The organism is Amycolatopsis tucumanensis (assembly GCF_021654135.1).
Lineage (GTDB): Bacteria > Actinomycetota > Actinomycetes > Mycobacteriales > Pseudonocardiaceae > Amycolatopsis_E > Amycolatopsis_E tucumanensis.
The window spans coordinates 82,455-108,576 of sequence record NZ_JAKGSD010000001.1 but is presented as its reverse complement, the minus strand read 5'-3'; the positions used below and the strand labels follow the sequence as shown (position 1 = coordinate 108,576).

General features: G+C 73.4%; 30 protein-coding genes and 1 pseudogene. 18 read left to right on the top strand and 13 right to left on the bottom strand.

Annotated features, from left to right (window positions below; all coding sequences use genetic code 11):
• Positions 1 to 41: 41 nt before the first annotated feature.
• From L2C96_RS00565 to L2C96_RS00550, 4 genes are read left to right on the top strand one after another with little or no spacing between them, the layout of a single operon-like run.
• The gene (locus L2C96_RS00565) at positions 42 to 1,001 is read left to right on the top strand and encodes a hypothetical protein (protein ID WP_237334657.1); all 960 of its coding nucleotides are present in this window, start codon (positions 42 to 44) and stop codon (positions 999 to 1,001) included.
• Entirely contained in the window at positions 998 to 1,492 is a 495-nt protein-coding gene (locus L2C96_RS00560) for an ABA4-like family protein (RefSeq protein ID WP_237334656.1), read from the top strand. The genes L2C96_RS00565 and L2C96_RS00560 overlap by 4 nt, the downstream gene beginning before the upstream one ends.
• A complete protein-coding gene (locus tag L2C96_RS00555; RefSeq protein WP_237334655.1) occupies positions 1,432 to 2,181 on the top strand; it encodes a hypothetical protein in 750 nt (249 codons plus the stop codon). Before L2C96_RS00560 ends, L2C96_RS00555 begins: the two co-directional genes overlap by 61 nt.
• Before the next feature lie 10 nt (positions 2,182 to 2,191).
• Positions 2,192 to 2,779: a GrpB family protein gene (locus tag L2C96_RS00550; RefSeq protein WP_237334654.1), complete on the top strand. Its 588-nt coding sequence runs from the start codon at positions 2,192 to 2,194 to the stop codon at positions 2,777 to 2,779.
• A 37-nt stretch (positions 2,780 to 2,816) separates the two neighbouring features.
• Here L2C96_RS00550 and L2C96_RS00545 read toward each other — a convergent pair whose 3' ends face one another.
• From L2C96_RS00545 to L2C96_RS00535, 3 genes are read right to left on the bottom strand one after another with little or no spacing between them, the layout of a single operon-like run.
• The gene (locus L2C96_RS00545; protein ID WP_237334653.1) at positions 2,817 to 3,215 is read right to left on the bottom strand and encodes a type II toxin-antitoxin system VapC family toxin; all 399 of its coding nucleotides are present in this window, start codon (positions 3,213 to 3,215) and stop codon (positions 2,817 to 2,819) included.
• Positions 3,212 to 3,550 (bottom strand): hypothetical protein, encoded by a 339-nt coding sequence (locus L2C96_RS00540; RefSeq protein ID WP_237334652.1) that lies wholly within the window; start codon positions 3,548 to 3,550, stop codon positions 3,212 to 3,214. The genes L2C96_RS00545 and L2C96_RS00540 overlap by 4 nt, the downstream gene beginning before the upstream one ends.
• Before the next feature lie 24 nt (positions 3,551 to 3,574).
• Entirely contained in the window at positions 3,575 to 3,910 is a 336-nt protein-coding gene (locus L2C96_RS00535) for a VOC family protein (RefSeq protein ID WP_020419878.1), read from the bottom strand.
• A gap of 57 nt (positions 3,911 to 3,967) precedes the next feature.
• On the opposite strand from L2C96_RS00535, the gene L2C96_RS00530 reads away from it, so the two are divergent.
• A complete protein-coding gene (locus L2C96_RS00530; protein WP_237334651.1) occupies positions 3,968 to 4,807 on the top strand; it encodes a GNAT family N-acetyltransferase in 840 nt (279 codons plus the stop codon).
• 10 nt (positions 4,808 to 4,817) lie between these two features.
• Here the strand turns inward: L2C96_RS00530 and L2C96_RS00525 are convergent, their stop codons facing one another.
• A complete protein-coding gene (locus L2C96_RS00525; RefSeq protein ID WP_237334650.1) occupies positions 4,818 to 5,450 on the bottom strand; it encodes a TetR/AcrR family transcriptional regulator in 633 nt (210 codons plus the stop codon).
• A 165-nt stretch (positions 5,451 to 5,615) separates the two neighbouring features.
• Here L2C96_RS00525 and L2C96_RS00520 point away from each other — a divergent pair, with 165 nt between their 5' ends.
• The gene (locus L2C96_RS00520) at positions 5,616 to 6,095 is read left to right on the top strand and encodes a nuclear transport factor 2 family protein (RefSeq protein WP_237334649.1); all 480 of its coding nucleotides are present in this window, start codon (positions 5,616 to 5,618) and stop codon (positions 6,093 to 6,095) included.
• A 15-nt stretch (positions 6,096 to 6,110) separates the two neighbouring features.
• Positions 6,111 to 6,992 (top strand): alpha/beta fold hydrolase, encoded by an 882-nt coding sequence (locus tag L2C96_RS00515; RefSeq protein WP_237334648.1) that lies wholly within the window; start codon positions 6,111 to 6,113, stop codon positions 6,990 to 6,992.
• 10 nt (positions 6,993 to 7,002) lie between these two features.
• Here L2C96_RS00515 and L2C96_RS00510 read toward each other — a convergent pair whose 3' ends face one another.
• Both L2C96_RS00510 and L2C96_RS44235 read right to left on the bottom strand, forming a co-directional pair.
• On the bottom strand, positions 7,003 to 8,559 hold the full coding sequence (locus L2C96_RS00510; RefSeq protein WP_237334647.1) for a phosphodiester glycosidase family protein: 1,557 nt from the start codon (positions 8,557 to 8,559) through the stop codon (positions 7,003 to 7,005).
• Between the two features lie 75 nt (positions 8,560 to 8,634).
• A complete protein-coding gene (locus L2C96_RS44235; protein WP_272881799.1) occupies positions 8,635 to 8,766 on the bottom strand; it encodes a hypothetical protein in 132 nt (43 codons plus the stop codon).
• A 244-nt stretch (positions 8,767 to 9,010) separates the two neighbouring features.
• On the opposite strand from L2C96_RS44235, the gene L2C96_RS00505 reads away from it, so the two are divergent.
• The gene (locus L2C96_RS00505) at positions 9,011 to 9,862 is read left to right on the top strand and encodes an SGNH/GDSL hydrolase family protein (protein WP_237334646.1); all 852 of its coding nucleotides are present in this window, start codon (positions 9,011 to 9,013) and stop codon (positions 9,860 to 9,862) included.
• Positions 9,863 to 9,908: 46 nt separating this feature from the next.
• On the opposite strand, the gene L2C96_RS00500 is transcribed toward L2C96_RS00505, so the two are convergent.
• Positions 9,909 to 11,618: a BCCT family transporter gene (locus L2C96_RS00500; protein WP_027936145.1), complete on the bottom strand. Its 1,710-nt coding sequence runs from the start codon at positions 11,616 to 11,618 to the stop codon at positions 9,909 to 9,911.
• A 558-nt stretch (positions 11,619 to 12,176) separates the two neighbouring features.
• A complete protein-coding gene (locus L2C96_RS00495; RefSeq protein WP_020419888.1) occupies positions 12,177 to 12,545 on the bottom strand; it encodes a winged helix-turn-helix transcriptional regulator in 369 nt (122 codons plus the stop codon).
• A gap of 99 nt (positions 12,546 to 12,644) precedes the next feature.
• Here L2C96_RS00495 and L2C96_RS00490 point away from each other — a divergent pair, with 99 nt between their 5' ends.
• Positions 12,645 to 13,472, top strand: a complete 828-nt coding sequence (locus L2C96_RS00490) for an alpha/beta fold hydrolase (protein WP_237334645.1) — start codon at positions 12,645 to 12,647, stop codon at positions 13,470 to 13,472.
• On the opposite strand, the gene L2C96_RS00485 is transcribed toward L2C96_RS00490, so the two are convergent.
• Together L2C96_RS00485 and mdlC are read right to left on the bottom strand one after the other, a co-directional pair.
• The gene (locus L2C96_RS00485; protein WP_020419890.1) at positions 13,443 to 14,678 is read right to left on the bottom strand and encodes an MFS transporter; all 1,236 of its coding nucleotides are present in this window, start codon (positions 14,676 to 14,678) and stop codon (positions 13,443 to 13,445) included. The genes L2C96_RS00490 and L2C96_RS00485 overlap by 30 nt on opposite strands.
• 27 nt (positions 14,679 to 14,705) lie before the next feature.
• Positions 14,706 to 16,274 (bottom strand): benzoylformate decarboxylase, encoded by a 1,569-nt coding sequence (mdlC, locus tag L2C96_RS00480; RefSeq protein WP_237334644.1) that lies wholly within the window; start codon positions 16,272 to 16,274, stop codon positions 14,706 to 14,708.
• 99 nt (positions 16,275 to 16,373) lie between these two features.
• On the opposite strand from mdlC, the gene L2C96_RS00475 reads away from it, so the two are divergent.
• Positions 16,374 to 17,300, top strand: a complete 927-nt coding sequence (locus tag L2C96_RS00475) for a LysR family transcriptional regulator (RefSeq protein WP_235716194.1) — start codon at positions 16,374 to 16,376, stop codon at positions 17,298 to 17,300.
• A 45-nt stretch (positions 17,301 to 17,345) separates the two neighbouring features.
• Positions 17,346 to 17,792, top strand: coding sequence for a nitroreductase family deazaflavin-dependent oxidoreductase (locus tag L2C96_RS00470; RefSeq protein ID WP_237334643.1), 447 nt, complete (start codon positions 17,346 to 17,348; stop codon positions 17,790 to 17,792).
• A 16-nt stretch (positions 17,793 to 17,808) separates the two neighbouring features.
• On the opposite strand, the gene L2C96_RS00465 is transcribed toward L2C96_RS00470, so the two are convergent.
• Together L2C96_RS00465 and L2C96_RS00460 are read right to left on the bottom strand one after the other, a co-directional pair.
• A complete protein-coding gene (locus tag L2C96_RS00465) occupies positions 17,809 to 19,371 on the bottom strand; it encodes an alkaline phosphatase family protein (RefSeq protein ID WP_237334642.1) in 1,563 nt (520 codons plus the stop codon).
• Positions 19,356 to 20,054, bottom strand: coding sequence for a CDP-alcohol phosphatidyltransferase family protein (locus L2C96_RS00460; RefSeq protein ID WP_237334641.1), 699 nt, complete (start codon positions 20,052 to 20,054; stop codon positions 19,356 to 19,358). The genes L2C96_RS00465 and L2C96_RS00460 overlap by 16 nt, the downstream gene beginning before the upstream one ends.
• A 32-nt stretch (positions 20,055 to 20,086) precedes the next feature.
• Here L2C96_RS00460 and L2C96_RS00455 point away from each other — a divergent pair, with 32 nt between their 5' ends.
• The 6 genes and pseudogenes from L2C96_RS00455 to L2C96_RS00430 form a co-directional block, all read left to right on the top strand.
• Complete coding sequence (locus tag L2C96_RS00455) at positions 20,087 to 21,061, top strand: zinc-dependent alcohol dehydrogenase (RefSeq protein WP_237334640.1); 975 nt, start codon at positions 20,087 to 20,089, stop codon at positions 21,059 to 21,061.
• An 8-nt stretch (positions 21,062 to 21,069) separates the two neighbouring features.
• Positions 21,070 to 21,480 (top strand): 6-pyruvoyl trahydropterin synthase family protein, encoded by a 411-nt coding sequence (locus L2C96_RS00450; RefSeq protein ID WP_237334639.1) that lies wholly within the window; start codon positions 21,070 to 21,072, stop codon positions 21,478 to 21,480.
• On the top strand, positions 21,458 to 22,501 hold the full coding sequence (locus L2C96_RS00445) for a glycosyltransferase family 4 protein (protein ID WP_237334638.1): 1,044 nt from the start codon (positions 21,458 to 21,460) through the stop codon (positions 22,499 to 22,501). Before L2C96_RS00450 ends, L2C96_RS00445 begins: the two co-directional genes overlap by 23 nt.
• 7 nt (positions 22,502 to 22,508) lie before the next feature.
• Positions 22,509 to 23,327: an SAM-dependent methyltransferase gene (locus tag L2C96_RS00440; RefSeq protein WP_237334637.1), complete on the top strand. Its 819-nt coding sequence runs from the start codon at positions 22,509 to 22,511 to the stop codon at positions 23,325 to 23,327.
• 399 nt (positions 23,328 to 23,726) lie between these two features.
• A complete protein-coding gene (locus tag L2C96_RS00435; RefSeq protein WP_237334636.1) occupies positions 23,727 to 23,891 on the top strand; it encodes a hypothetical protein in 165 nt (54 codons plus the stop codon).
• Positions 23,888 to 24,700 (top strand): annotated as a pseudogene (locus L2C96_RS00430) (lysylphosphatidylglycerol synthase transmembrane domain-containing protein); the annotation flags it as partial. The gene L2C96_RS00435 and the pseudogene L2C96_RS00430, both read left to right, overlap by 4 nt.
• 76 nt (positions 24,701 to 24,776) lie before the next feature.
• On the opposite strand, the gene L2C96_RS00425 reads toward L2C96_RS00430, so the two are convergent.
• Positions 24,777 to 25,469, bottom strand: coding sequence for a creatininase family protein (locus L2C96_RS00425; RefSeq protein WP_237334635.1), 693 nt, complete (start codon positions 25,467 to 25,469; stop codon positions 24,777 to 24,779).
• Between the two features lie 53 nt (positions 25,470 to 25,522).
• Between L2C96_RS00425 and L2C96_RS00420 the strand changes: the two genes are divergently transcribed.
• Positions 25,523 to 26,122, top strand: a complete 600-nt coding sequence (locus tag L2C96_RS00420) for a GTP cyclohydrolase II (RefSeq protein WP_027929606.1) — start codon at positions 25,523 to 25,525, stop codon at positions 26,120 to 26,122.

Below are 26,122 nucleotides of genomic sequence, written 5' to 3'. Positions count from 1 at the left end.
CCGTATTGGATAGTGATGCTATCCGACTGGGAGGAGACACGATGACAACCCTGCTCGGCCGGGTCTCGGCCTGGCACCGCCCGATGACGTGGACCGCCGGGATCATGGCGGGCATGACCGTGGTGTCGCTGGGCGGCCTCGCGCTCGACGACCGGGTCCTGCTCGGCGCGCCGATCTGGCTCAAGCCGCTCAAGTTCGCCGTCTCGATCGCGCTGTACTGCGTGACGTGGGCGTGGATGCTCACGCTCCTGCGGCGCGGGCAGCGCCTGGCCGCGCGCGTGTCGACCGCGATCGTCGTGATCGTGCTGGTCGAGTACGCGATCATCGTGCTGCAGGTGGTCCGCGGGCGGGCGAGCCACTTCAACGCCGCCACTGCGTTCGACGCCGCGTTGTTCACGGTCATGGGCATCTCGATCGCGGCGCTGTGGACGGGCACGCTCGTGCTGACGATCCTGTTGCTGCGCACCGAGATCAGCGATCCCGCGGCGCGGTGGGCGATCCGGCTCGGCGCGGTCGTGTCGCTGGCCGGGCTCGGGCTCGGCGGGCTGATGATCGGCCCCACCGGCGAGCAGGTGCAATCCATGCGGGACGGCACGTTCGAGGGCCTGATCGGCGCGCACAGCGTGGGCGTCGCCGACGGCGGGCCGGGGATGCCCCTCACCGGCTGGAGCACGACGGGCGGCGACCTGCGGATCCCGCACTTCATCGGCATGCACGCGCTGCAGGTCCTGCCGCTGTTCGCGCTCCTGCTCACCGTGCTCGCCCGCCGGGTCGCGCGCCTGCGGTCCGAGGTCGTGCGGGCGCGGCTGGTGGCAGTGGCCGGGTTCGGCTACGCGGGCCTGGTCGCGCTCGTGACGTGGCAGGCCCTGCGCGGGCAGCCGCTGATCCACCCCGACGCCCGGACACTGGCCGCGCTCGCCGGGCTGGTGGGCGCCGTGGCGGCGGGCGCGGTCTGGTCGCTGGCCGCCGGGTCCCGTCGTCCGGAGGTGAGCGTGGCATGAGCACGACGGCCCTGTTCCAGATCACGTTCTACCTGGCCGCGCCGTTCTGGGCGCTGATGATCCTCGCGCCGGGGTGGTCGGTGACGCGGCGGATCATCGCGTCACCCTGGATCGTCCTCCCGCCCCTGGTGGTCTACACCGTGTTCGCGGTCGGCGACTTCGGCACGCTGTGGCCGGTGGTGAGCCGGCCGGACCTGGAGACGTTGCGGGCGTTCCTGGGCACGCCGGAAGGCGCGGCGGCGATCTGGGCGCACCTGATCGCCTTCGACCTGTTCATCGGCCGGTGGATGTACTCCGACGCGCGGGAGCGCGGGGTGCACCACGCGTTCGTGGCGCCGATCCTGGTGCTGACGATCCTGCTGTCGCCGTTCGGGTTGCTGACCTACCTGGTGGTGCGCCGGGTCGCCGCACGGCGTGCCACGATCGGCTCGTGGCACGTGTCGTCGCCGTCGACTGGTCCGGGCGAGCCGGCCCCGCGCAGCGCCGGGTGATCTGGGTCGCCGAGGTGATCCGCGGCGAGCTGGTGCGGCTGGAGAACGGGCGCAGCCGCGAGGAGGTCGCCGACTGGCTGATCGGGACCGCGACGCCCGATCTCGTGGTGGGGCTGGACTTCGCGTTCTCGCTGCCCGCCTGGTACCTGCGGGAACACGGGCTGACCGCGCGCGGGTTGTGGGCGGCGCTCGCGGAGGAGTCGCTGACGCCGCTGATGCGGGAGCGCGGCCTGGCGCGGTGGCTCGCCGCGCCGGAGCCGCCGTTCTGGACCACCCGTAAGGCACTGACGGGGCAGGAGTTCCGGCGCACCGAGGAAGCCGCACGGGCCGCGGGGTTCCCGGCGAAGTCGGTGTTCCAGCTCGTCGGGGCGGGGCAGGTGGGCCGCGGGTCGCTGCACGGGATGCGGGCACTGCACCGGCTGGCGGGCGCCGGGTTCCGGATCTGGCCGTTCGACCCGCCGCGGCCGCCGTTCGTGGCCGAGGTGTACCCGCGGATGTTCACCGGCGGCGTCACCAAGAGCGACCCGGCGGCCCGCGCCCGCGCCGTCGCCGGGTTTCCCCCGGCGTTCCGGGAGATCGCGGCGTCCACAGAGGACGCTTTCGACGCGGCGATGACGGCGCTCGGCATGGCGGCCGGCGGTCCGGGCGGTGGCGGGGACGAACTGGAAGGCGGCATCTGGGGCTGCTAGCTTCGCGGGAGTGGCCACGTTCGCGGAGATCACCCGACACCACGACCCCGACCCGGACGAGAACCCGTGGGTGCACGGCCCGCCCGCGCCGGCGCCCGTGCGGATCGTGCCGTACGACCCGGACTGGCCGCGCCGCTACCGGGACTTGGCGGCCGGGCTCCGGCGGGCGCTGGGCGCAGCGGTGCTGGACCTGGAGCTCGTGGGCTCGACCTCCGTGCCGGGCCTCGCCGCGAAGGACGTCGTCGACATCGACCTGACCGTCGCCGACCCGCGGGCCGAGGAGACGTACGTGCCGCCGCTGGAGCGGCTGGGGTACGTGCTGACGATCCGGCAGCCGTCCTTCCACGAGCACCGGTGCCTGACGCTGGCCGGGCCGCGGGTGAACCTGCACGTGTACGGGCCGGACTGCCCGGAGACCATCCGGCACCGCCTCTTCCGCGACTGGCTGCGCACGCACCCGGACGACCGCGAGCGCTACCAGGAGGCGAAGCGGGCCGCGATCCCCGGCGGCGGCACCGTGATGGACTACAACGCCCGCAAGCAGCAGACGATCCGCGAGATCTACGACCGGATGTTCCGCGCCGCCGGGATGCTCTAGGCGCACGTTCCCGCACCCCCGCCGACGCCGCAGGGTGTCAGCGGATGAGCTTCATCGGCGTGTCGATGCCATCGAGATCAGCCCAGGCGGCGTCGGCCGTGAACACCGTCGCGGTGCCGTCGACAACGGAGGCTTTCGCCAGGCACGCCCGATCGCCGAGTGACAAGCCGGCAGACTTCCCGGTCTTCCACAACTGCCCGGCGGCGACAGCGGTCGCCGCCTCGAACGGCACCACACGCACACCGAGCGCCACCAGGCGATCGAGGGTGCGTCGCACAGGAGCGTCGTGGTGCGCGAGTTCGGCCGCCAGCTCCGACCAGTTGACGGCGGAGATCTGCCCGCCGGCCAGCACAGGATCGACGACCTCGGAGCCGGGTTCGTCCCGCAGCCAGGCAAGCACCGCGGACGTGTCCAGCACGGCGACGTCGCCGGTCATCCGCCGGCCTCCCGGGCAGCTTCAGCCCGGCGCTCGGCAATGAGTTCGTCAACAGCGGAGCCGGTACCCCGCCATGCCTCCGCGACCTCGCGCTTGATACGCGCGGCGAGGTGCGCGCGCGGCTCGATCACAACGCGGCCGTCCTCCACGTACATGACCATCGGCCCATCCCAGCCCACCGCGTTTCGCATCTGCGCAGGCACGACCACCGGGCCGTCCTTGGCCGGCGTGAAGCCCACACTTTGGGGATCCTCGCCTGCGCCTGCCGTGAACGCCACTGGACCTGTCACGACCGTCGAGACCCATCCATGAATCTTCCACTCATGGTAGAACACTGTACAAGTAGCGTCGGTCCCGGCTCACCCGACCGGCGCGCCACCGAAGCCGATCTCGTTGCCGTCCGCGTCGCGGTAGGTGATCTTGCGGACGCCGTTGTCGTAGGTCTCCCGTTGGGCCGGTTCCAGGCCCCGCCCGGCGATTCCGGCGACCACCTCGTCGAGGTCGTCCACGAAGATCGTGTGCTGGGCGTGGCCCGCGTGCTCCGGCCGGTGCTCGATGTAGACGTACCGGTGCTCGGCCAGCTCCCACACCGCCTCGACGTCGTTCGGCTCGAAGGCGACGGCCCCGAACAGCCGCTCGTACCACTCGCGGGCGGCCGGGTAGTCGCTGACCGAGATGCCGGCGAAGAGATCCATGCGGCCCAGCGTAAAACCGGGTGCGCGGTGGCGGCGCGGTGGTGTGTGATCGACGGTATGGCGACCATCCTGGACGACGCCGTGCGCGCGCTGCGGGCCTGGCAGCACGACGACGCGCCGGTGCAGCTGCACCCGGGCGACGTCGGCTGGTTCTGGCGGTCCGGCGCGGACGCGACGGCCGCGGCGGTCCGGACGTGGAGCCGGGACGGGCGGATCGTCGCCGTGGGGCTGCTGGACGAACCCGGCCTGCTGCGCCTCACGGTCGCGCCGGACGCCCGCCGGGACGAGGAACTCGCGCGACGGCTGGCCGACGACCTCGCCCGGCCCGAGCGCGGCGTCCTGCCCGCGGGCGAGGTGTTCCTCGAAACCCCGCCGGGCGCGCTGGTCCAGGACCTCCTGCGCGGCGACGGCTGGCACGACGGCGACGCCTGGACACCGCTGGTCCGCGACCTCGCCGAGCCCGTGCCGGACCCGGGCCTGCGGATCGAGGTGACCGGGCCGGAGCAGGCGCACGTGCGTGCCGCGGTGCAACGGGCCGCCTTCAACGGGTCGACGTTCACCGCCGAGCACTGGCGCGACATGGCGTCGGCCCCGCCCTACGCCGACGCGCGGTGCCTCGTCGGCCACGACCAGGACACGCCGGTGGCGGCGGTGACCGTGTGGTCCGCCGGCCGCGGCAGGCCCGGTCTGCTGGAGCCGCTGGGCGTGCACCGGGACCACCGCGGCCGCGGTCACGGCAGGGCGATCACCCTCGCCGCGGCGGCCGCGTTGCGCGAGCTCGGCTCGTCGTGCGCGTTCGTCTGCACCCCGAGCACCAACACCGCCGCCGTCGCCACCTACCGCTCCGCCGGCTTCCGGCAGCTCCCCGAGCGCCTCGACCTGCGCCGCGCCGCCTGACCCGGGCGCACTAGACCCGGCGCAGACCCCAGGCGACGAGGTCCGCCGCCAGCGACAGCAGTTCGGCCAGCCCCGCTTCGTCCTCACGCAGTTCGTCCGGGCGCCAAGCCAGGCTGATGACGCCGTTCCAGCTCGCCCAGAGCACCTTCGCGGCCTTGCGCGCGTCCATCGGACGGATCGTCCCCACCGCGATGCCGCGTTCGATCGCGTCGATCATGCGCGCGTTCTGCTCGTCCACCCGGTGCGCGAGGCGGGCGGCGGTCTCGGCCGCGGCGGAGTAGTTCCCCAGCGGTGCGGGGAAGGCGAGCATCCGGAAGAACTCCGGCTGCTCGAGGTAGAAGCGCAGGTACTGCTCGGCGGCGGCTTCGAGCTGCTCGACCGGCGATCGGTCCGGCGTGTAGGCGCGGTCCATGTACTCGCGGTCCACGTCCAGCGCCCGGTCCACGACCGCGGCGTGCAGGCCGGCCTTGGACCCGAAGTTGTTGTAGATCGAGCCGACCGCGACCCCGGCGCGCTCGGCGATCTCTTCGACGGTCACCTCGTCGACCGGACGGCGGGCGAAGATCTGTTCGGCCGCCGCGAGCAGGGCGTCGATCGTCCGCTGCTTCCGCGGATCACGCGCCTTGACGTCACCGGTGGGCATGCCGGACACCCTACGCGTTCCTGCATCCGTTGTAAGAACTCCCCGCTGCTGCTACCGTGAACCCACTCTTGCAACGATTGCAAGAAATGGGGAGGCGAGGATGCTGAGCCGAGCGCAGGCCGGAGGAACGACCCGGGACATCTCCTGGAAGCTCCGGAGTGAAGGGTGAGCAGGAGAGCAGACGCGCACAGGGAATCGGCGAAGATCCGCGACACCGCGACCATCGCCGAGCGCTACGGCGCGGCCTGGAACGCCGGCGATCTCGACGCGATCATGGCACTGCAGGGCGAGGACATGGTCTTCCACCTGCACGCCGAGGGTTTCGCACCGGCGACCGGAGCGGACGCGGTCCGGGCCCAGTTCGGCTACTTCCTCGAAGCCTGGCCGGACATGCGCTTCACCACCACCGCACTGAGCGTCGGCGACGCGATGTACGTCGACCAGTACCGCTTCGGCGCGACGCTGGTGAAGCCGTTCCCACTGCGGGGCGAGCTCCTCCAGCCGACCGGCCGGCCGCTCGAAGTCGCGGGTGTCGACGTGATCACCGTCCGGGACGGGCTGGTGCGCACCAAGGACACCTACCTCGACACGCTCGCCCTGCACCGGGCGCTCCGGCCAGGAACGGACACGCGCCCCGGCGCATGACCCAGGAGGAAACCCATGTCCCTGCCTGCTGAGCCGCGCTCGGTGCGGGTCGACGGCGCCCGGCTCGCGTACGTGGACCTCGGTGATCGCGCTGCCGAGCCCGTCGTCCTGGTGCACGGCTATCCCGCGAACCACCGCGCCTGGCGCCGCCAGATCCCGGCGCTCGCCGAGCACCACCGCGTCCTCGCCCTCGACTGGCTCGGCTGGGGCGCCTCGGAACGGCGGACCGATCTGCGGTTCGACTACGACACCGAGGTCGCCCGTCTCGGGCGCGCCCTGGACGCCCTCGGGATCGCCGACTGCAACCTGTTCGGCCACGACTACGGCGGCTTCCTCGCCCTCGGCTTCACGCAGCGCCACCCCGGGCGCGTGCGGCGGCTCGCGATCCTCAACAGCCGCGCCCACCGCACCTTCGTGCCCGCCTGGTACGCAGTGTTCACCCTGGTGGGCCTCCTCGGCCGCAGCAGGCTCGCCGGCGCGTTCGCAAAAGTCCTGCCACTGGCCGGGATCAACTCCGCGGCCCTGCGGAAACCGTTGCGGGACGGCGTTTTCGACCGCGCCACCCTCGGCGACTACCTGGGCTGGATGCGCGACCCCGAAGGCGCCCGCTGGGTACTGCACTTCTTCAGCCAGTACCGCGTCCCCGCCCGCGCCGACCTCGCCGCGGGGCTGGGCGGCATCCAATGCCCCACGGCGATCGTGTGGGGCACCGGCGACGACTACCTGCGCACCACGATCGCCGAGGAGCTCGCCGCCGGGATCCCCCGTGCCGAACTGACCCTGATCCCGGGCGGCGGGCACTTCGTCATGGAGAAGGCGCCCGACGAGGTCCTCGCCGCCCTGCGAAACCTTCTGGCCCGGGAGCGCACCACCGCCCGGATCTCCGAAAACGAGTGACCCCGGGGACTCAGGGCAACACCGCGACCACGTCGCCGACCGCGCGCTCCCCCGCGGCGTCCGAGGGCTTGTTCACCACCGCTCCGGCGACGACCATCGCGCTGGAGCCGCCGCCGTCGAGGTTCAGCGCGTCCACCGCGCCGAGCGACCGCATCAGCCGCGCGCCCTCCACCAGCGTCACGCCCTCGCTCACCCCGGGCTGCCGCCCGTCGACGGTCACCAGCAGCAGCCGGCCGCGCGCGTCGATGCCGGCCATCGTGCGCGGCTGGCGCTGCTGCGACCACGCGTAGCCGAACGACAGGTCCCGCGGGTCCAGCACACCTTCGGTCGCGGCGTCGACCGCGAGCCGGCCGTCGCGGAGCAGCAGCGGCGCGGCGCTGACCACCGAACGCGGCATCACCGTCGGAAAGCCCGAGGCCTCCCGCACCCGCGAGTCCACCAGCAGCCGCCGCCCGGCCACGGCGTGTGCGGTCAGCCAGTCCGCCGACGGCCCGATGCCCTGCACCGCCGACTGCCCGGGCAGCAGCACGCCGCCCCGCGCCCCCACCGAAACCACCACGCCCGACGCGTCGAGCACGACCTGCGTGCCCGCCCCGGCAGGCAGGGCCGCGCCGAACGCGTCGGTGAACAGCACCAGCTCGTCCGCGCTGGTGCAGGTGAAGTCCTGGCGCGGCGCGGTCGTCGGCACCGCGCCGGGCCGCCCGCAGTTGCGCAGCACACCCGGCTTGCGGTTCACGCCCTCCACCGCATGCGTCGCCCCGCCGGACCGGACGGTGACCGTCGAAGTCAGGTTCGCGATCCGCGGCCGCCCCGGCCCCAGCACGAGCGCCGCCCGCGAACCGGCCGACAGCGACTCCAGCCGCCCGTCGTACGCCGCGAGCCCGGCCGGCACGCCCTGGTACCCGTCGGCGTCGGAGGTCACGAAGAACCCGCCGTTGACGGCCACCAGCGCGCCCAGTTTCGAGGCCAGGGTGGAGGTCTTCTCCCGCGTCGCGACCGTTCCACCGTGGGAGGCCTCGACCGAACCGCGGAACGCGCGCGGGTCGATGACCGCGACGTGCACCCGCTCGGCGTCCGGGGCCTGGTCCACGTCGTAGCCGGTCCAGGCCGCCGTCGCGGTCGGGAAGCCCGCCGCCCGCAGCGCGGTCACCGCGGCCTGCGCCTCGGCCTGCGTGGCGTACTTCCCGGTCCGCACCCGCACGCCCGCGACCCCGCGGGGCGTGTCGGTGTAGGACGGCCAGCGCACGGCCTCCTGGCGCGCCGGAAAGCCCGCTGCCGCAAGGCGATCCGCCGTCGTCGACGCCCACTCGGCGCTGCCCAGGTCGGCGACCGTGGCGGCGCCGGTGAGCACGTTCGTGGCGGGCGCGGCGACGGTGACCGTCCAGTACGGCGCGGTCGGCCGCTGCAGCACGCCCGAGCGCACCTCCACACCCGGCGCGACCGCGGTCGTGGTCCAGGTCAGGCCGTCCCCGCCCCAGCCGGGTTCGGGCGCGGCCTGCGCGGGGGCGGGCAGGGTCGCGGCGGCGAGCGCCAGGCAGGCGGCGGCCTTGATCTTCAACGCGAGCACGCCGGGCAGTCCAGCCGCGGCACCCGACGGACAGCCGACGGCAGGCCGTAGCGCGGGTGAACGTCAGCGGAATGCTCAGCGCTCGCCGTCGCGGACGGCAGCCGGCGGATCCACGCCGCGGGCCGCCAGCCGGTCCAGCCTGGCCTGGGTCGCGTCCAGGCGGCGTTCGACGCGCCGTTCCAGCGCTTCGGCTTCGGCCTCGATCACGGCTTCCTCGTCGCGGGTGCGGCGGCCACCGCCGTGCGCCGGACGCCGCGAGCCGGACGACCGGGCGCGCGCCGGGAGTTGTCATGCCCGTGACGGCCCGGCGCGCGAAGTCTTGGCGCGACCGCACGAGGAAGCCGGAACACCCTGTCCGGCTCCTTGACAAGCGTTTCCCGGATGCCGGACGATCACTTACCTACTCGCCAGTAGATTCCGGCACCCGCCAACGACGCCCGGGAGACCTGCCATGCCCCGCCGACTCGCCGCGACCCTCGCCGCGGCCACCGCGACCGCGACCTTCGCCGCCGCACCCGCCGCCCACGCCGATTCCCTCGACTACGTGGCGCTGGGCGACTCCTACAGCGCCGCCTCCGGCGTGCAACCGTCCGATCCGGACGCTTCGCCGCTGTGCCTGCGCTCCAGCCGCAACTACCCGCACGTCCTCGCCGACGAGATCGGCGCGAGCCTCACCGACGTCACCTGTGGGGCAGCGGAGACGAGGCATTTCAGCACCGCTCAGTACCCGGGCGTGCCGCCGCAACTGGACGCCGTCGACGCGGGCGCCGACCTGATCACGATGACCATCGGCGGCAACGACAGCGGTGTGTTCATCGGCGCGCTGCTCGCCTGCGGCTCGACCGGCATCCTCTCCGGCGGCAAGGGCAGCCCGTGCAAGGACACCTTCGGGACCAGCTTCGAGGACACCGTCCGGAACAAGACCTACCCGGCGCTCGTGAACGCGCTGCGAGCGGTGCGCGACAAGGCGCCTGACGCCGAGGTCGCGATCCTCGGGTACCCGTGGATCCTGCCCGCGACCGGCGGCTGCTTCGACAAGATGCCCGTCGCGGAGGGCGATGTGGCGTACCTGCGCAGCCTGCAGGCCACGCTCAACGACGCGGTCGGCCGCGCCGCCGAGGAGACCGGCGTGACCTACGTGGACTTCTCCGTCGCCTCCGAGGGGCACGACGCGTGCCAGCCCGCCGGCGTGCGGTGGATCGAGCCGTTCCTGCAGGGCACCAACCCGGTGGTGGTGCACCCGAACGCCCTCGGCGAGGCCGAGATGGCCGCGGAGACGCTCGAGGTGCTCGGCCTCGACTGACGCGCGCGACGGCCACCCGGGCGCGAACCCGGGTGGCCGTGGAGCGTCAGGTGCGGCGGGCGCGCAGGCGGCGGCGCCTGCGCTCGTCGCCGGTGCGCTCCTCGTGGATCTCGGCCAGCGAACGCAGCATCTCGCGTTCCCGGATCACCATCGGATCGCTGCGCAGGTCCCGGTACAGCGACACGCACAACCCGATCATCACGACGACGAACGGCACCGCCACCAGGATGGTGAGGTTCTGCAGGCCGGTCAGCCCGTCCTCGCCGCCGACGAGCAGCATCACCGCCGCGACCGCACCGGTCAGCACACCCCAGAAGATCACCGCGTTGCGGTGCGGGTTGACCGATCCCTTCTGCGACAACGTGCCCATCACCACGGACGCGGCGTCCGCGCCGGAGACGAAGAAGATCGACACCAGGATCATCACCAGGATCGCCATCGGCACGAACCACGGCAGGTGCTCCAGCAGCGTGAAGGTGGCGGACTCGGAACTGCCCGCGCCCGCGATGTCCACACCGGACCGTTGCTTCTGGATGGCCGCGCCGCCGAAGATCGCGAACCACACGAGGCTGACCACGCTCGGCACCGCGATGACGCCGAGGACGAACTGGCGGATGGTGCGGCCGCGGGAGATCCGGGCGATGAACATGCCGACGAACGGGGTCCAGGAGATCCACCAGGCCCAGTAGAAGACCGTCCAGCCGGAAAGCCAGGTCTGCATCTCCGCGCCGCCGGTCACGCCGGAGCGGCCGGACATCTCGGCCAGCTCGCGGAAGTAGTCGCCGATCGCGCTGGGCACCAGGTTCAGGATCAGCACCGTCGGGCCGACCACGAGCACGAACACCGCGAGCAGCGCGGCCAGCACCATGTTGATGTTGGACAGCCACTGGATGCCCTTGGCGATGCCGGACACCGCCGAGGCGATGAACGCGACGGTGAGGATCGCGATGATGCCGACCAGCAGGCCGGTGCCCGGGTTGTCGATCCAGCCGACCGACGCCATGCCGCCGCCGACCTGCAGCGCGCCGAGGCCGAGCGAGGCGGCCGAGCCGAACAGGGTCGCGAAGATCGCCATCACGTCGATCGCCTTGCCCAGCGGGCCCTCCGTGCGACGCTTGCCGAACAGCGGCGCGAACACCGAGCTGATCAGCTGGCTGCGGCCGCGGCGGAACGTGCTGTAGGCGATGGCGAGCCCGACGACCGCGTAGATCGCCCACGGGTGGACGGTCCAGTGGAACAGGGTCGTGGCCATCGCGGTGTGCACGGCCTCGTCCGAGCCGGCGGCCGCGGTGCCCGGCGGCGGGCTGGCCAGGTGCGACACCGGTTCGTACACGCCGAAGAACATCAGGCCGATGCCCATGCCGGCGCTGAACATCATCGCGATCCACGACGCGGTGCGGAACTCGGGCTTCTCGTCGTCCCGGCCCAGCCGGATGCGGCCGTAGCGGCTGATCGCCAGCGCGACGACGAAGACCACGAAACCGCTCGCGGCGAGCACGAACGCCCAGCCGCCGTACGGGATGACCGCGTCGTTGAGCACGGTGTCCGCGATGTTCGCCAGGCTGCTCGGCGAGGCGACCCCCCAGACGATGATCGCCAGCGCCAGTGCCGCGGCGACCCCGAACACCGTGCGGTCGGTGCGCGGCGGGCCCGCCGCGTCGCCGACCGGAGGCACGTGCTCGTCCGGGAGGTGCCCGGCCGTACCGGTCTCCTCGGGAACTCTTGCGCGGGCCTCGGTTTCAGAGTCAGCAGACATACGCACGCGCCGTCGTGAGGGGCGCGGCCTCCTTTCGCAAGCGGTAACCCGAACGGGTCAAACCTAAATCATTGGTCGACCTACCGTTACCGATGGGGCGGAAATGGGCAACCTCAAGGCCCGGTTTCCGGGTGCTCATTGGCGGCACTACCTGCGGAATGGCAGGTTCGACACAGTTCGGACACAGAGCGGGCGGGAACGCTGTTCAAGACCGGGTGCGGTTGTGATCAAGGTCGCAGTGCGACCGTCGCTGCGCCGGACGGGTGAGTGGAACGTCGATCAGCGTGGTCGGCTGTTGCACCCTGGGCTCTCCGCACGGCGTATTCCTCGATGTGCGGATGCCCGGGCTCGACGGCATCCACCTGGCGCGCCTGGTCTCCCGGTTCGCCGTCCGGCCGGGCGTCGTGCTGGTCACGGCGCACGAAAGCCATGCCGGTCGACGCGTTCGTCTTCGAAGCCGCGCACTACCTTCTGAAGCCGGTGGCGCATGTGAAGGTGGCCCAGGCCGTCGACCGCCTGCTCAAATGGCGGCCGCCCCGATGACGCTGCTCCCGGCGTTCAAGATCCCTCCGCCGCCACCCCGTCGATCTCCGCCATGTGCGTCTCCGCCCAGTCGCGCACCACCGCGAGCGCCGACTCCAGCGACAGGCCCAGGTCGGTGAGCCGGTAGTGCACGCTGGGCGGCACCGTCGGCTCCACGCGCCGCTCCGCGAGGCCGTCGCGCACCAGGCTCTGCAGCGTCGCGGACAGCATCTTCTGCGACACCCCGGGCATGCGCCGCCGGAGTTCGGCGAAGCGCACCTCCTCCGGGGCGGCCTCCGCGAGGACCTTCACGGCCATCGACGTCCACTTCGTGCCGATCCGGTCCAGCAGCCTGCGCGTCGGGCAGGCCGGGTCGAACAGGTCTCCCCTGGGCGCCTTGGTCACCTCGAACTCACCACCTGTGCGGAAAGTGCCGTCTTCCCGGCTCGCCGCCGGTTACCTACGTTGATGTGGTCACCAATGGTAACCAGCACGAGGAGCACCATGCCCGTCGCCCTGAGCAGGGTCCGCACCAACGGCATCGAGACGACCGTCGCCACCGCGGGCAGCGGTCCCGCCGTCCTGCTGCTGCACGGCTTCCCCCACACCTGGCAGCTGTGGCAGGAGGTGCTGCCCGCACTGGCGCGCACCCACCGCGTCATCGCCCCGGACCAGCGCTGGGCCGGCAGCGACGCCACCGACGGCTACGACGCCGGCACCCTCGCCGCCGACGCCCTGGGCGTCCTGGACGCCCTCGGCGAACCGTCCGCGACCGTGGTGGGCATCGACGCGGGCACCCCGCCCGCCGCCCTCCTGGCCCTGCGGCACCCGGGCCGCGCCCGCCGCCTGGTCCTGATGGAGTCGCTGCTCGGCACGCTGCCCGGCGGCGAGGACTTCCTCAAAGCCGGGCCGCCGTGGTGGTTCGGGTTCCACGCGGTGCCCGGCCTCGCCGAGGAGGTCCTCGCCGGCCACGAGGCCGCCTACCTGGACTTCTTCCTCGCCGCGGGCACGCGCGGGCGGGGCGTCCCGGCCGCTGTCCGGGACGCCTTCGTCACCGCCTACACCGGCACCGCCGCCCTGCGCAGGGCCTTCTCCTTCTACCGGGAGCTGCCGCGCACCGCCGGGCAGATCGAGGCGGCCGTGCGCGAGCACCGCCTGACCGTCCCCACCCTGGCGGTCGGCGCGCACCCCGTCGGCGACGCGCTCGCCCACCAGCTGCGGCCGGTCACCGACGACCTGACCAGCCGGCTCATCCCGGACTGCGGGCACATCATCCCGCTCGACCGGCCCGCCGAGCTGCTGTCAGTGCTGGAGCCCTTCCTGCGCCGGTGACGCCTGCGCCACCGCGGCCGCGTCGCGCTTGCCCGATCCCAGAAGCAGGATCGCGCACAGGCCGAGCGCCGCGACGACCGCGAAGAAGTAGAAGCCCCACGGGTAGGCCACGCCGGCCGTCACGAGCGCGCCGGTCACGAACGGGCCGAGGATCGAGCCCAGCCGCCCGATCGCCGACGTCATCCCGAGCGCCGTGCCCCGCGCCTGCGCCGGGAAGGCGTGCGCGACGTAGCCGTAGATCAGCACCTGCGCGGAGAACACGAACACGCCGGTCAGCAGCACCAGCCCGTTGAGCACGAAGCTGTTGCCGATCTTCAGGCTCAGCAGCGCCAGCAGCACCGCACCGGCGCCGAACCAGATCCGGGCGATCGGGCGGATGCCGAACCGGTCGGCGATCGTCCCGGCGAGCACCAGCCCGATGACCGCGCCGACGTTGAGCACCAGCAGCAGCGTGATCGACGTGGACAGCGGGTAGCCCGCGGTCCGCATCAGCTGCGGCAGCCAGGTGTTCAGGCCGTACACCAGCAGCAGGCCCATGAACGAGCCGGTCCACACGGCGATGCTGATGCGGCGGAACTTCGGCCCGATCAGGTCGCGGAAGCTGAACTTCTCCGCGTCCTGCTTCGCCTCCAGGTAGGCGGCCGACTCGGGCAGCTTCCACCACATGATCGGCACCACGAGCAGGCCGGCGATGCCGCCGCCGTAGAACAGCACGTGCCAGTTCTCCACCGCGGCCAGCGCGAGCACCGAGGTGAGCACCGCGCCGACGTGGTAGCCGGTCATGGTGAACGTGGAGGCGCTGGCCCGGCGCCGCGCGGGCAGGTTCTCCGACATCACGGTCAGCGCGACCGGCATGCACGCGCCGAGGCCCAGCCCGGCGACGAAGCGGAACACGCCGAAGGTGGCCACGTTCGGCGCCAGCGGCAGCACCAGCGTGAACACCGAGAACAGCAGCACCGAGCCGATGAGCATGATGCGCCGTCCGAAGCGGTCGGTCAGCGGGCCGAGCGCGGCGGCGCCCACCGCGACGCCGATCAGCGACACGGTGGCCACGGCGGTCGCGCCGGCCGCGGTGAACCCGAGGTGCCCGGTCTTGAGCAGCGTCGGGATCGTGGCGCCGAGCGCGACCAGGTCGTAGCCCTCGAGCAGGACGGTCAGCCAGCACAGCACCGCCGTCCAGACCGAGCGGGCGGGAGACGTCGTCATTGCCGTTCTCCTTGTGGGGTGTGGGGACTAGGGCGTGGTGAGTTCGGTGTCCACCTGGATCAGGCGGGGTCCGGCGGGGGTGGTCTTCAGCTGGGCGCGCAGGTCGTCCACATCGGACACCGTGGTGGCCGGGACGCCGTAGCCGGTGGCGATCGCGGCGAAGTCCAGGCCGGGGATCTCGGTGCCCGGCACGTCCGTGGTGCCCAGCAGGCCGGCGAACCAGCGCAGCGCGCCGTAGGTGCCGTTGCGCAGGATCACGAACGTCACCGGCACCCGGTAGCGGGCCGCGGTCCACAGCGCGGTGATGCCGTAGTTCGCCGACCCGTCGCCGATGACGCCGACCACCGGGCGGCCGGGCAGGCCCATCGCGACCCCGACCGCGGCGGGCATCCCGAACCCGAGGCCGCCCGCGGCGGGCCAGAAGTAGGAGCCGGGCCGGCGCAGGTCCATCTGCCGCCACCACGCCGAGTTGGTCGACGTGGACTCCACCACGTAGGCGGTGTCGGCGGGCTGGGTCTCGCGCAGCGCGGCGAACACCTGCTCCGGGTGCAGGGCTTGCGCGCCGGTGGCCGCCGCCGGGTTCGGCGCGAACGCCGTCTCCCCGGCCTCCCGGGCGGGCAGCCGGGCGAGCAGGCCGTCCAGGACCGCGCCCGCGCTCGCGACGAGCGACTCCCCCATCGGCGCGCGAGCGGCCTCGCCCGGGTCGTCGGTGACCTGGACCAGGGTGGCGCCCTCGGGCAGGAACGGCCCGGGCACGTGCTGGTGGTAGCGGAACACCGGCGCGCCCAGCACGAGGACCAGGTCGTGGCCGTCGAGTTCAGCCGACACCGAGCCGATCCCGGCGGGCAGGACGCCGCGGAACAACGGGTGCCGGTTGGGGAACGGCAGCCGGTGCGGTGACGGCGCCACCCACACGGGCAGGGCGCGGTGCTCGGCGAAGGCCACCGCGCGGTCGAAGAGCCCGAGTGCGTCGATGTCGCCGCCGAGCACCAGCACCGGGTTGCGCGCGGCGTCGAGCCGCCGGGCGAGGTCGTCGAGCTGGCCCGCGTCCGGCGACAGGCCGCGGCGGACCGTGCGGTCGAGGACCGGGTTGTCGTCGATCTCGGCGGCCCAGTCGTCGTAGGGCACCGACAGGTAGGTGGGGCGGCGCTGCAGCTCGGCCTCGAACACGGCCTGCGCCAGCGAACGCGGCACGTCGCCGGGGCAGCTGGGCTCACCGGACCAGCCGACCAGCGGCCGCATCAGCTGGGTGGCGTCGACGTTGGCGAGCATCGCCTCCAGCCCGATCGCCGAGCGGACCTGCTGGCCCGCGGTCAGCACCAGCGGCGAGCGGGAGTAGACGGCGTTGGTGAGGGCGCCCATCGCGTTGCCCGAGCCGGCGGCGGCGTGCAGGTTGACCAGCACCGGGCGGCCGGTGGCCTGGGCGTACCCGTCGGCCATCCCGACCACCACGCCCTCGTGCAGGCCGAGGACGTAGGTGAAACCGTCCGGCAGTCCGGCCAGGAACGGCAGCTCGTTGGAGCCGGGGTTGCCGAAGATCGTGGTGAGGCCACGGCGTTCCAGGAACTCGTGGGCGACCTTCCGGACTGTCGGCATGCGCGGTGTCCTCCTCGGCACTGGGGGTTGCCCCGAGGGTGGCAGATCATCCGGCCGTGCTCCAATCAATGTTGCCGACCGCCCTCATAGACAGGATCGATGATGCGGGACTTCGACCTCAACCTCGTGCGGACGTTCGTGCTGCTCTACGAGACGCGCAGCGTGACGGCGACCGCGGAGTCCCTGCACGTCACCCAGCCGACGGTGAGCTACAGCCTGCAGAAGCTGCGCCGCCGCTTCTCCGACGAGCTGTTCCGCCGCACCGGCGGCGGCCTGGCCCCGACCACCACCGCGCAGGCCCTGTACCCGTCGCTGCACCACGCGCTGGCCGAGATCGAGTCCACGCTGAGCGGCGCGCACACCTTCGACCCGGCGACGGCGCGCGCCCGGTTCACGCTGTGCCTGTCGGACCTCGGCGAGGTGTCGCTGCTGCCCCGGCTGATGGCGGCGCTGCCGTCGCGGGCGCCCGGGGTCACGCTGACCGTGCGGCCGCTGGACGTGGACAGCGCGGTGGACCAGCTCGGCCGCGGCGAGATCGACGCGTTCGTGGCGTCGCCGCTGATCAGCTCGCAGCGGGTGGCGCGCATCCCGCTGTTCGCGGAGGGCTACGTCGGCATGGTCGCCGCCGACCACCCGCGGCTGCGCGGCGCTTCGGTGACGCTCGCCGACCTGACGCGGGAGCAGCACATCGCGGTGTTCGGTCCCACCGGGCACCACGGCCCGCGCCGGGCGCTGGAGGCGCGGGGCCTGCTGGACCGGGTGGTGCTGGAGGTGACCCGGTTTTCCACGCTGCCGTACCTGGTGCAGGACAGCGAACTGTTCGCGATGGTCCCGCGGCTGGTGGCGGACGTCTTCGCGGCCGACCACCGCGTGCGGCTGCTGGAGCTGCCGTTCGACATCGAGCCCGCGCAGGTCTCGGTGTACGCGCGGCACGGGCACGCCCGCACCCCGGCGCAGCACTGGCTGACCGAATTCATGCACGAGGTCCTGTCCGAACCGGCGATCCGGGAATCACTCCGGCCGTGATCGCGTTGCCAGCGGAAACCGATCTTGACCGGAAGGACCCCGCGGATGCCGCTGACAGGCGAGTACGAGCCCGGCACGATGACCATGTCCCGCAACCAGGTCGAGCAGATCGAGAGCTCGGGCGGCACGCAGGGCGTAGCCATGCACGGGATGCGGGTGATCGTGCTGACGACGATCGGCCGGAAGTCCGGGAAGCTGCGCAAGGCGCCGCTGATGCGCGTCGAGCACGACGGGGTCTACGCGGCCGTCGCGTCGCTGGGCGGGGCGCCGAAGAACCCGGTCTGGTACCTCAACGCCCTGGGCGATCCGCGGGTCGAGGTGCGCGACGGCGAGCAGGTGTTCGACATGATCGCGCGCGAGGCGGAGGGCGAGGAACGCGAGGTGTGGTGGCAGCGCGCGGTCGAGGTGTTCCCGCAGTACGCGAAGTACCAGGAGTCGACGGAACGGCGGATCCCGGTGCTGCTGCTGGAACCCGCGCCCGCGCCGCACTGACCGCGACCCCGCGGGCTCACGGCCCGAAGGCGGTCAGGAACCGGTCCCGGAACGCGCTCATCGGCCAGACCGGCGCGTCCGGGGCCGGGCGGAGCCCGTCCTGCCAGCCCCAGCCGGTGATGCGGTCCAGCACGGCCGGGTCGCGCGCCACCAGCGTCACCGGCACGTCACGGCTCGCGCCCTCGCCGGTGACCGAGGTGTTCGGCTGGTGGTCGCCGAGGAACACCAGCACCAGGTCGTCGTCGCCGAAGGTCTCCACGTACGAGATCAGCGCGGACAGCGAGTACTCGACGGCGTCGCCGTAGGCGGCCCGCACGCGCGCCGGATCGGACCACACCTCGTCCACCGACGGGCCGGTGTGCGTGAACGTCGAGCCGTCGCCGACGGCGCCCCAATCCACCATCCGCGGCAGCGGCGCCCACGGCCAGTGGCTGGACACCAGGTCGAGTTCCGCCATCAGCGGCGGGTGCCCTGGCGTCATCTCGTTGCGGTGGAACGCCGACAGCGTGAACTGGTCGGGCATCGCCGCGTAGGAGAAGTTCGGGCCGCGGTAGCCGATGTTGCGGCCGTCGTAGAGCCGGCCGAACCGGTAGACCGCGCCCTCCGGCCAGTCCGCGCCATTCTCCGGCTGCACGTTGACCGTGCGCCAGCCCGCCCGCGCGAACGCGCCGGACAGGGTCAACCGGTCGCTGCCGACGAAGGTGCGGTAGCGCTGCTGGTTGTCCACCCACAGCCCGGACTCCATTGTGGAGTGCGCGAGCCAGCTGCCCCCGCCGCTGGTCGAGGAGGTGAGGAACGCGCTGCGTGCGCTGAACCCGGCGGCCCGCAACCGGTCGGCGCCGGAGTCGAGCAACGCGGTCACCCCGGGGTCGTCCAGCGCGACCCGGCCGTAGCTCTCCACGAAGGTGAGCAGGAAGTCCTTGCCCCGCAACGAGGTCAGCAACTCATCGGGCGGGGTGTCGCGGAAGGCGTCGGCGGCCATCTCGGCGGCGAACTCCCGCTGGTCGGCCAGGTCCGAAGCGACCGCGCGCACCTCGCGGTAGGCCAGCGCGGCGGTCGCGCGGGACGCCAGCGGCAACCCGGTCAGCGCGGCCGCGATCCAGACGACCGCCAGCACGGCGACCACCCGCGCCGAGACCGCACGGTGGTCCGCGGCGACCCGGGCCAGCCGCATCGCCGCCCAGGTCGTCAGCAGCACCAGCGCGACGGCGGCCAGGACCGCGCCGGCCACGGCGGCCACCCGCGCGAACCCGCCGAGCAGGCTCAGCGCCGGCCCGGCGAAGCTCCAGTCGAACACCAGGCTGAACGGGCGGTCGAACGCGCGGTGGAACCCGATGTCGGCGATCTTGAGCAGCACCAGCACCCCGAGGACCGCGCCGGCGACCGCCGCCGCGATCCGCCGTCCCCGCGGCGGCAGGACCAGCACCAGCGCGACGCCGGCCAGCGCCTCCACCGGGATCCGCAGCAACGTCGCCGGCCCGAACAGCGCCAGGTTGTTCGGCACGACCAGTGCGGCGACGACGAGCACGCACGCGAGCACGTCCGCCGCCACCCGGCGCGCGGTCACCGGTTCCGCCACAGCGTCCCCACGTCCCGGCCGAACGACCACACCAGCGCCGCCAGCGCGCCTCCGGCCACTCCCACCGCCGCGGGCCGCGGCAGCACATCGGCGGCCACCACGACCAGCGCGATGCCCTGCGCAGCCGCGACCGCCTTGCGCGCCAGGTTCGGCGTCAGCGGCCCGCGCAGCCACGGCGCGAGCCACCCGGCCGCCACGAACGCGTAGCGCAGCGCGCCGATCAGCAGCACCCACGGCCCCAGCGCCAGCGCGACCGGCACGCAGAGCACGAGGATCAGGAACGCGTCCACCTCCATGTCGAACCGCGCGCCCAGCGGCGACACGGTCCCGGTGCGGCGGGCGACCCGGCCGTCGACCGCGTCCAGCGCGAGCGCGACCGCCGCCAGCGCGACCAGCACCGGCCCGGACAACCCGGCGGCGACCAGCGCGACGACACCGCCGACGAGTGTCGCGCGGGTCAGCGTGACCCGGTCCGCGGGCCCCAGCGCGGCCCGGCCGGACCGGCGCAGCGCGGCGCCGAGCAGGCCCAGCAACGCCGCGCCGTAGGCGGCGCCGGCGAGCCAGCCCAGCAGCCCCACGCCCAGGGTCATCGCGAGCACGTTCAGCAGCACGATCAGGCCGCACGCCGCCAGGGCCTGTTCCTGGCCGGCGGCAACCGTGCCACGCTGGGTCTGGACGATCATGGTGATCGTGTCCCTTCGCCGGAGGTGTGCCCATGACACGTGCCGCACGGGCGTTCTGGTTCAACCCGCCGGGGCCGGGTGAGGTCCGGACGGTCCCGCTGCCCGTGCGCGGGCCGGACGAAGTCGAGGTCCGGGCGCTGTTCTCGGGTGTGAGCCGGGGCACCGAGACGCTCGTCTTCCGCGGCGCGGTCCCGACCAGTCAGCACGAGCTGATGCGCGCGCCGTTCCAGGAGGGCGGGTTCCCGGGGCCGGTGAAGTACGGCTACCTCAACGTCGGCGTGGTCGAGGACGGGCCTCCGGAGCTGACCGGGCGCACGGTGTTCACGCTCTACCCGCACCAGACCCGGTTCGTCGTCCCGGCCGGCGCGGTCACGCCGGTGCCGGACGCGGTGCCCGCGGGGCGGGCGATCCTGGCCGGCACCGTGGAGACGGCGGTGAACGCGCTGTGGGACGCCGCGCCGCTGCTCGGGGACCGGGTCGCCGTGGTCGGCGGCGGCATGGTCGGCTGCGCGGTCGCGGCGCTGCTGGCGCGCTTCCCGGCGGTGCGGGCGCAGCTGGTCGACGTGGACCCGGAGCGGGCCGCGGTGGCGGCGGCGCTGGGCGTGGAGTTCGCCCTGCCCGGCGACGCCGCCGAGGGCTGCGACCTGGTGGTGCACACGAGCGGGACCGATGCCGGCCTGGCCAGGGCGCTGGAGCTGGTGGCGCCGGAGGGCGAGGTCGTCGAGCTGAGCTGGTACGGCGACCGGCGGGTCAGCGTGCCGCTCGGCGAGTTCTTCCACTCGCGGCGGCTGACGATCCGCGGCAGCCAGGTCGGCATGGTGTCCCCGGCCCGGCGGTCGCGGCGCGGCTTCGGCGACCGGCTCGCGCTGGCGCTGGAGCTGCTCGCCGATCCCGTGTTCGACACCCTGATCACCGGGGAGTGCGCGTTCGAGGACCTGCCGTCGGTCATGCCCGGGCTGGCCTCGGGCGCGATCCCCGCGCTGTGCCACCGCGTCGTCTACCCGTAGGAGGGCCCTTGTTCAGCGTCACCGTCCGCGACCACGTGATGGTCGCCCACAGCTTCCGCGGCGAGGTGTTCGGCCCCGCCCAGCGCCTGCACGGCGCGACGTTCGTGGTGGACGCGACGTTCCGCCGCGCCGAACTGGACGCGGACAACATCGTCGTCGACATCGGGCTGGCGGCCCAGCAGCTGGGCGCCGTGCTGGCCGACCTCAACTACCGCAACCTGGACGAGGTGCCGGAGTTCGCCGGGGTCAACACGTCCACGGAGTTCCTGGCGAAGGTGATCGCCGACCGGCTCGCCGACCGCGTGCACTCGGGTGCGCTCGGCGCGGGCGCGCACGGGCTGGCGGGGATCTCGGTGACACTGCGTGAATCGCACGTGGCGTGGGCGAGCTACGACCGTGATCTTCATCCTTCCGGGTGACGTCGACGATCCGGAACTGCCCAGCGGCGGCAACGTCTACGACCGGCGGATCAGCCGGGAGCTGACCGCGCTGGGCAGGCCGGTGCGGGAGGTCGCGATCCCCGGGTCGTGGCCACACCCGTCTGAGGCGGCGCGCGCCGCGCTGGGCCGCGCGCTGGCGGCCGCCGAGCCGGGGTCGCTGGTGGCGATCGACGGACTGGTGGCGTGCGGCGTACCGGACGTGGTGGTGCCGCACGCCGCGCGGCTGCGGCTGGTGGTGCTGGTGCACATGCCGCTGGCCGACGAGACCGGAGCGCACGCGGAGCTGGACGCCTTGGAGCGGTCGACGTTGCGGGCGGCGTCGGCGGTGGTCACGCCCAGCGCGCGGACGGCCGCGCGGCTGGTGCGCCACCACGGGTTGCCCCGGGACCGGGTGCACGTGGTCACGCCCGGCACGGATCCCGCGCCGCTGTCGTCGGGTGAGGAATTGCTGTGTGTGGCGTCGCTGACCCCGCACAAGGGGCAGGACGTGCTGGTCGAGGCCCTGGCCGCGGTGGCGGACCTGGACTGGGTGTGCCGGCTGGTCGGGCCAGTGCACCGCTCCCCTGCCTTCGCCGCGCGGGTGCGGGACCTGGTGGCACGGCTCGGGCTGGCGGCGCGGGTGACGATCACCGGGCCGCTGACCGGGTCGGCGCTGGAGCAGGCGTACGCGCGGGCCGGGCTGCTGGTGCTGCCGTCGCGGTCGGAGACCTACGGGATGGTGGTGACGGAGGCGCTGGCGCGCGGGATCCCGGTGCTGACGTCGGTGGAGACCGAGGCGCTCGGCCGGGCGGCGGACGGGTCGCCGCCCGGGATCGTGGTGCCGCCCGGCGACGTGGACGCGCTGGCCGGGGCCCTGCGCACCTGGCTGACCTCGACGGAAACGCGGTCGGCGCTGCGCCGGGCGGCCCGTTCCCGGCGTGACGGGTTGTTGCCGTGGGCGACCACCGCGCGGGTGATGGACCGGATCCTGGTTGAACCGGAACCGGGGGCGCGTCCGTGACAGGGGTGTGGCACACGACCGATGGGACGGCGCCGGGCCCGGCGCACCCGGCAGCGCGGACACGACCCGCTGCGCCCCGGACTGGCTGGCGCTGCGCGAACCCGCCGACGCGGCCGCGCGGGCGGCGGAACTGCTCACCCCGCTGCGGCGGTGGCTGGGCGACCGTCCCGCCCCGCTGGTCGTCCGCGACCTCGGTGCGGGCACCGGGTCGATGGGCCGGTGGCTCGCGCCGCGGCTGGGCGTCCCGCAGCACTGGGTCCTGCACGACCGCGACCCCGGCCTGCTCGCGCGCGCCTCGGTCCGCGAGGCGACGTTCGAGACCCGCTGCGGCGAGCTCGACGGCTTGGACCTGACCGGCACGTCGCTGCTCACCGCCTCGGCGCTGCTGGACCTGCTGACACCGTCCGATGTGGACACGATCGCCGACGCGTGCGCCGCGGCGGGGTGCGCGGCGCTGCTGACGTTGTCGGTCGCCGGGCGGGTCGAGCTGACGCCCGCGGACCCGCTCGACGCGGACCTCACCGCGGCCTTCAACGCCCACCAGCGGCGCGGCGCGCTGCTCGGCCCGGACGCGATCGCGGTGGCGACGTGGGCCTTCGAGCGGCGCGGCGCGGTGGTGCACCGCGCCCCCAGCCCGTGGCGGCTCGGGCCGGAGCAGCGTGAGCTGACCGAACAGTGGTTCCGCGGCTGGGTCGCCGCCGCCCGGCTGCAGGAACCGTGGCTGGACACCGAGGCCTACACCCGGCGGCGGCTGGCCGCCTGCGCGGCGGGCGAGCTGGAGGTGGTCGTGCACCACACCGACCTGCTGGCGATCGGAGCCCGATGACGACCCGCGCCACCGGGAGGGCGGCTGTGGCGGTGGCTGCGCCTGCTCGCGCCGACGACCGGAGCCCGATGACCAGCCCCACCACCCGCGGCACGGCAGCCCGCCTCTGGCCATGGCTCCGCTTGGCCGCCGCGGCCGGGATCCTCGTCACCCTCGTCTGGAAGGTCGGCACCAGCGCACCCGGACTCACCGACGCCCGATCGGCTGTGCCCACGCCAGTGATCGGAGCCCGATGACCAGCCCCACCACCACCCGCGGTACGGCAGCCCGCCTCTGGCCTTGGCTCCGCCTGCTCGCCGCGGCCGGGATCCTCACCCTCGCTGGGAAGGTCGGCACCGCCGGATTGCCCAGACTCACCGATACCCGATCGGCCAAACCCACCCCGGCGATCGGAGCCCAATGACCACCCCCACCACCGGGACCGCAGCCCGCCTCTGGCCGTGGCTCCGCCTGCTCGCCGCGGCCGGCATCCTCACCACCCTGGTCTGGAAGGTCGGCACCGGCACACCCAGACTCACCGACGCCCGATCGGTCAAACCCACCCCGACGATCGGAGCCCAATGACCACCCGCACCGCCGGGACCGCGGCCCGCCTCTGGCCGTGGCTCCGCCTGCTCGCCGCGGCCGGCATCCTCACCACCCTGGTCTGGAAGGTCGGCACCGGCGCGTTCCTCACCGGGCTGCGGCTCATCGACACCCGATCAGTCGTGCTCGCGCTGGCGATCGGGCTGCTGACCACCCTCACCGCCGCCGGAAGGTGGGTCCTCGTCACCCGCGGCCTCGGCCTGCCGCTGCGGCTGCCGGCCGCAGTCAGCGCCTACTACCGCTCCACCCTGCTCAACTCGGTGCTGCCCGCCGGGGTCCTCGGCGACGTCGACCGCGCCGTCAGCCACGGCCGCGACTCCGGCGACGTGGGCCGCGGCGTTCGCGCCGTCGTGCTCGAACGGTTCGCCGGGCAGGCCGTGCTGCTCGTCGCCGGCGTCACCGCGCTCGCCCTGCACCCGGACCTGCTGCCCGGCCTGTCCACCGCCCCCGGGCTGCTCGTCCTGCTCGGCGCCGCGCTCGTGGTCGCCGGGCTGCTCGCCGCGAAACCGACCTGGCGCGGCGCGGCCACCCGGACCCTCACCGACGCCCGGGCCCTGCTCGGCGGGCGCACCGCGGCGGGCATCGTGGCGCTGTCGGCGCTCACCATCGCCGGGCACGTCGCCCTGTTCCTCCTCGCCGCGCGGCTGACTGGGGTGACCGCGCCGGTCACCACCCTCGTCCCGCTGATCGTCCTCGCGCTGGTCGTCATGGCGCTGCCGCTGAACGTCGGCGGCTGGGGACCGCGCGAGGGGTTCACCGCGGTCGCGTTTTCAGCCACCGGCCTCGGCGCGGGCACGGGCATCACCACCGCCGTCGTCTACGGGGTGCTCTCGCTCGTCGCGGCGCTGCCCGGGGTCCTGGCGCTCAGGACCCGAGAAGGGGCAGGTGCACCCGGAACGCGCGGGCCAGCGCGTCCAGCACCGCCCGGCCTTTCTCCGGCGAAGCCAGTGACGGATGACCGGCCACGCCCGATTCCGTGTAGGGGGCCAGTCCGAGCGAGAGGAGGTGGCGCAGATCGCCGGGTGCCGAGTCCGCCGTCTCGTAGCCCGGTCTGACCACCTCCGGGGCGGTGCAGAGCAGGATCGAGGTCTCCAGCTCGCCGGCGTGCATGTCCTCGTCGTTGGAGGTGCGCACGCCGGCCGCCACGCGCGCCTCCTGCCACTCGCCGTACGTGGGGAACAGGACCATCGAGCCGCCGGCCTGCTGCACGACGTTGGCGAGGACGTGGTTGCCGCCGTGCCCGTTGACCAGCACGAGCCTGCCAACGCCGGAGGCCCGCAGGGAGGCGGCGACGTCCTGGACCACCGCGACCAGCGTGGTGACCGAGATGCTCACCGTGCCCGGCCACGCGGCGTGCTCGTGCGAGCAGGACACCGTGACCGGCGGCAGCAGCCAGAAGCCGTGGTCGTGGGCGATCCGCGACGCGACCGCGCAGGCGATCAGGGTGTCGGTGGTCAGCGGCAGGTGCGGGCCGTGCTGTTCCAGGCTCCCGACGGGCAGCACCGCCACGGCGGCCCCGCGCACGTCGTCGGTGGTCTCCGGCGGCAGCGGACTCATCAGATCAGGTATACCGGGTAGGGCAAGTTCCCGGTCGACGACGAGGGGAACCCATGGAGATCGCCGAATCGACGCTGGTCACCCGGCGCGGCAAGTTCCGGAGCGTGGCGTTCCGCGACGGTGCCGAGCACCTCGCGCTCGCCCACGGCCGGCTGCGCCGCGACGACGTGCTGGTGCGGGTGCATTCGGAGTGCCTCACCGGCGACGTGTTCGGCGCGGTGCGCTGCGAGTGCGGCGAACAGCTGGACGCCGCACTGGATGCGATCGTGCGCGAAGGCAGCGGAGTGCTGGTGTACCTGCGCGGGCACGAGGGACGCGGGATCGGGCTGGTGGCGAAGGTGCGCACGCACGTGCTGCAGGACGAAGGGCTGGACACCGTCGACTCGGCCACCAGTCTCGGGCTGCCGGTGGACGTGCGCGACTACAGCCCGGCCGCGCGGGTGCTGCGCCACCTGGGCGTGCGGTCGGTGCGGCTGATGTCCAACAACCCGGACAAGATCGCGGCGCTGGAGTCGAACGGGATCCGCGTGTCGGCGCGGGTCCCGCTGCTGGCGCCGGCCAGCCCGGACAACATCCGGTACCTGACCGCCAAGCGCGACCGCCTCGGGCACGTCCTGCCGCAGGTGGACGCCTTCGACGTCGCGGAGCACTGA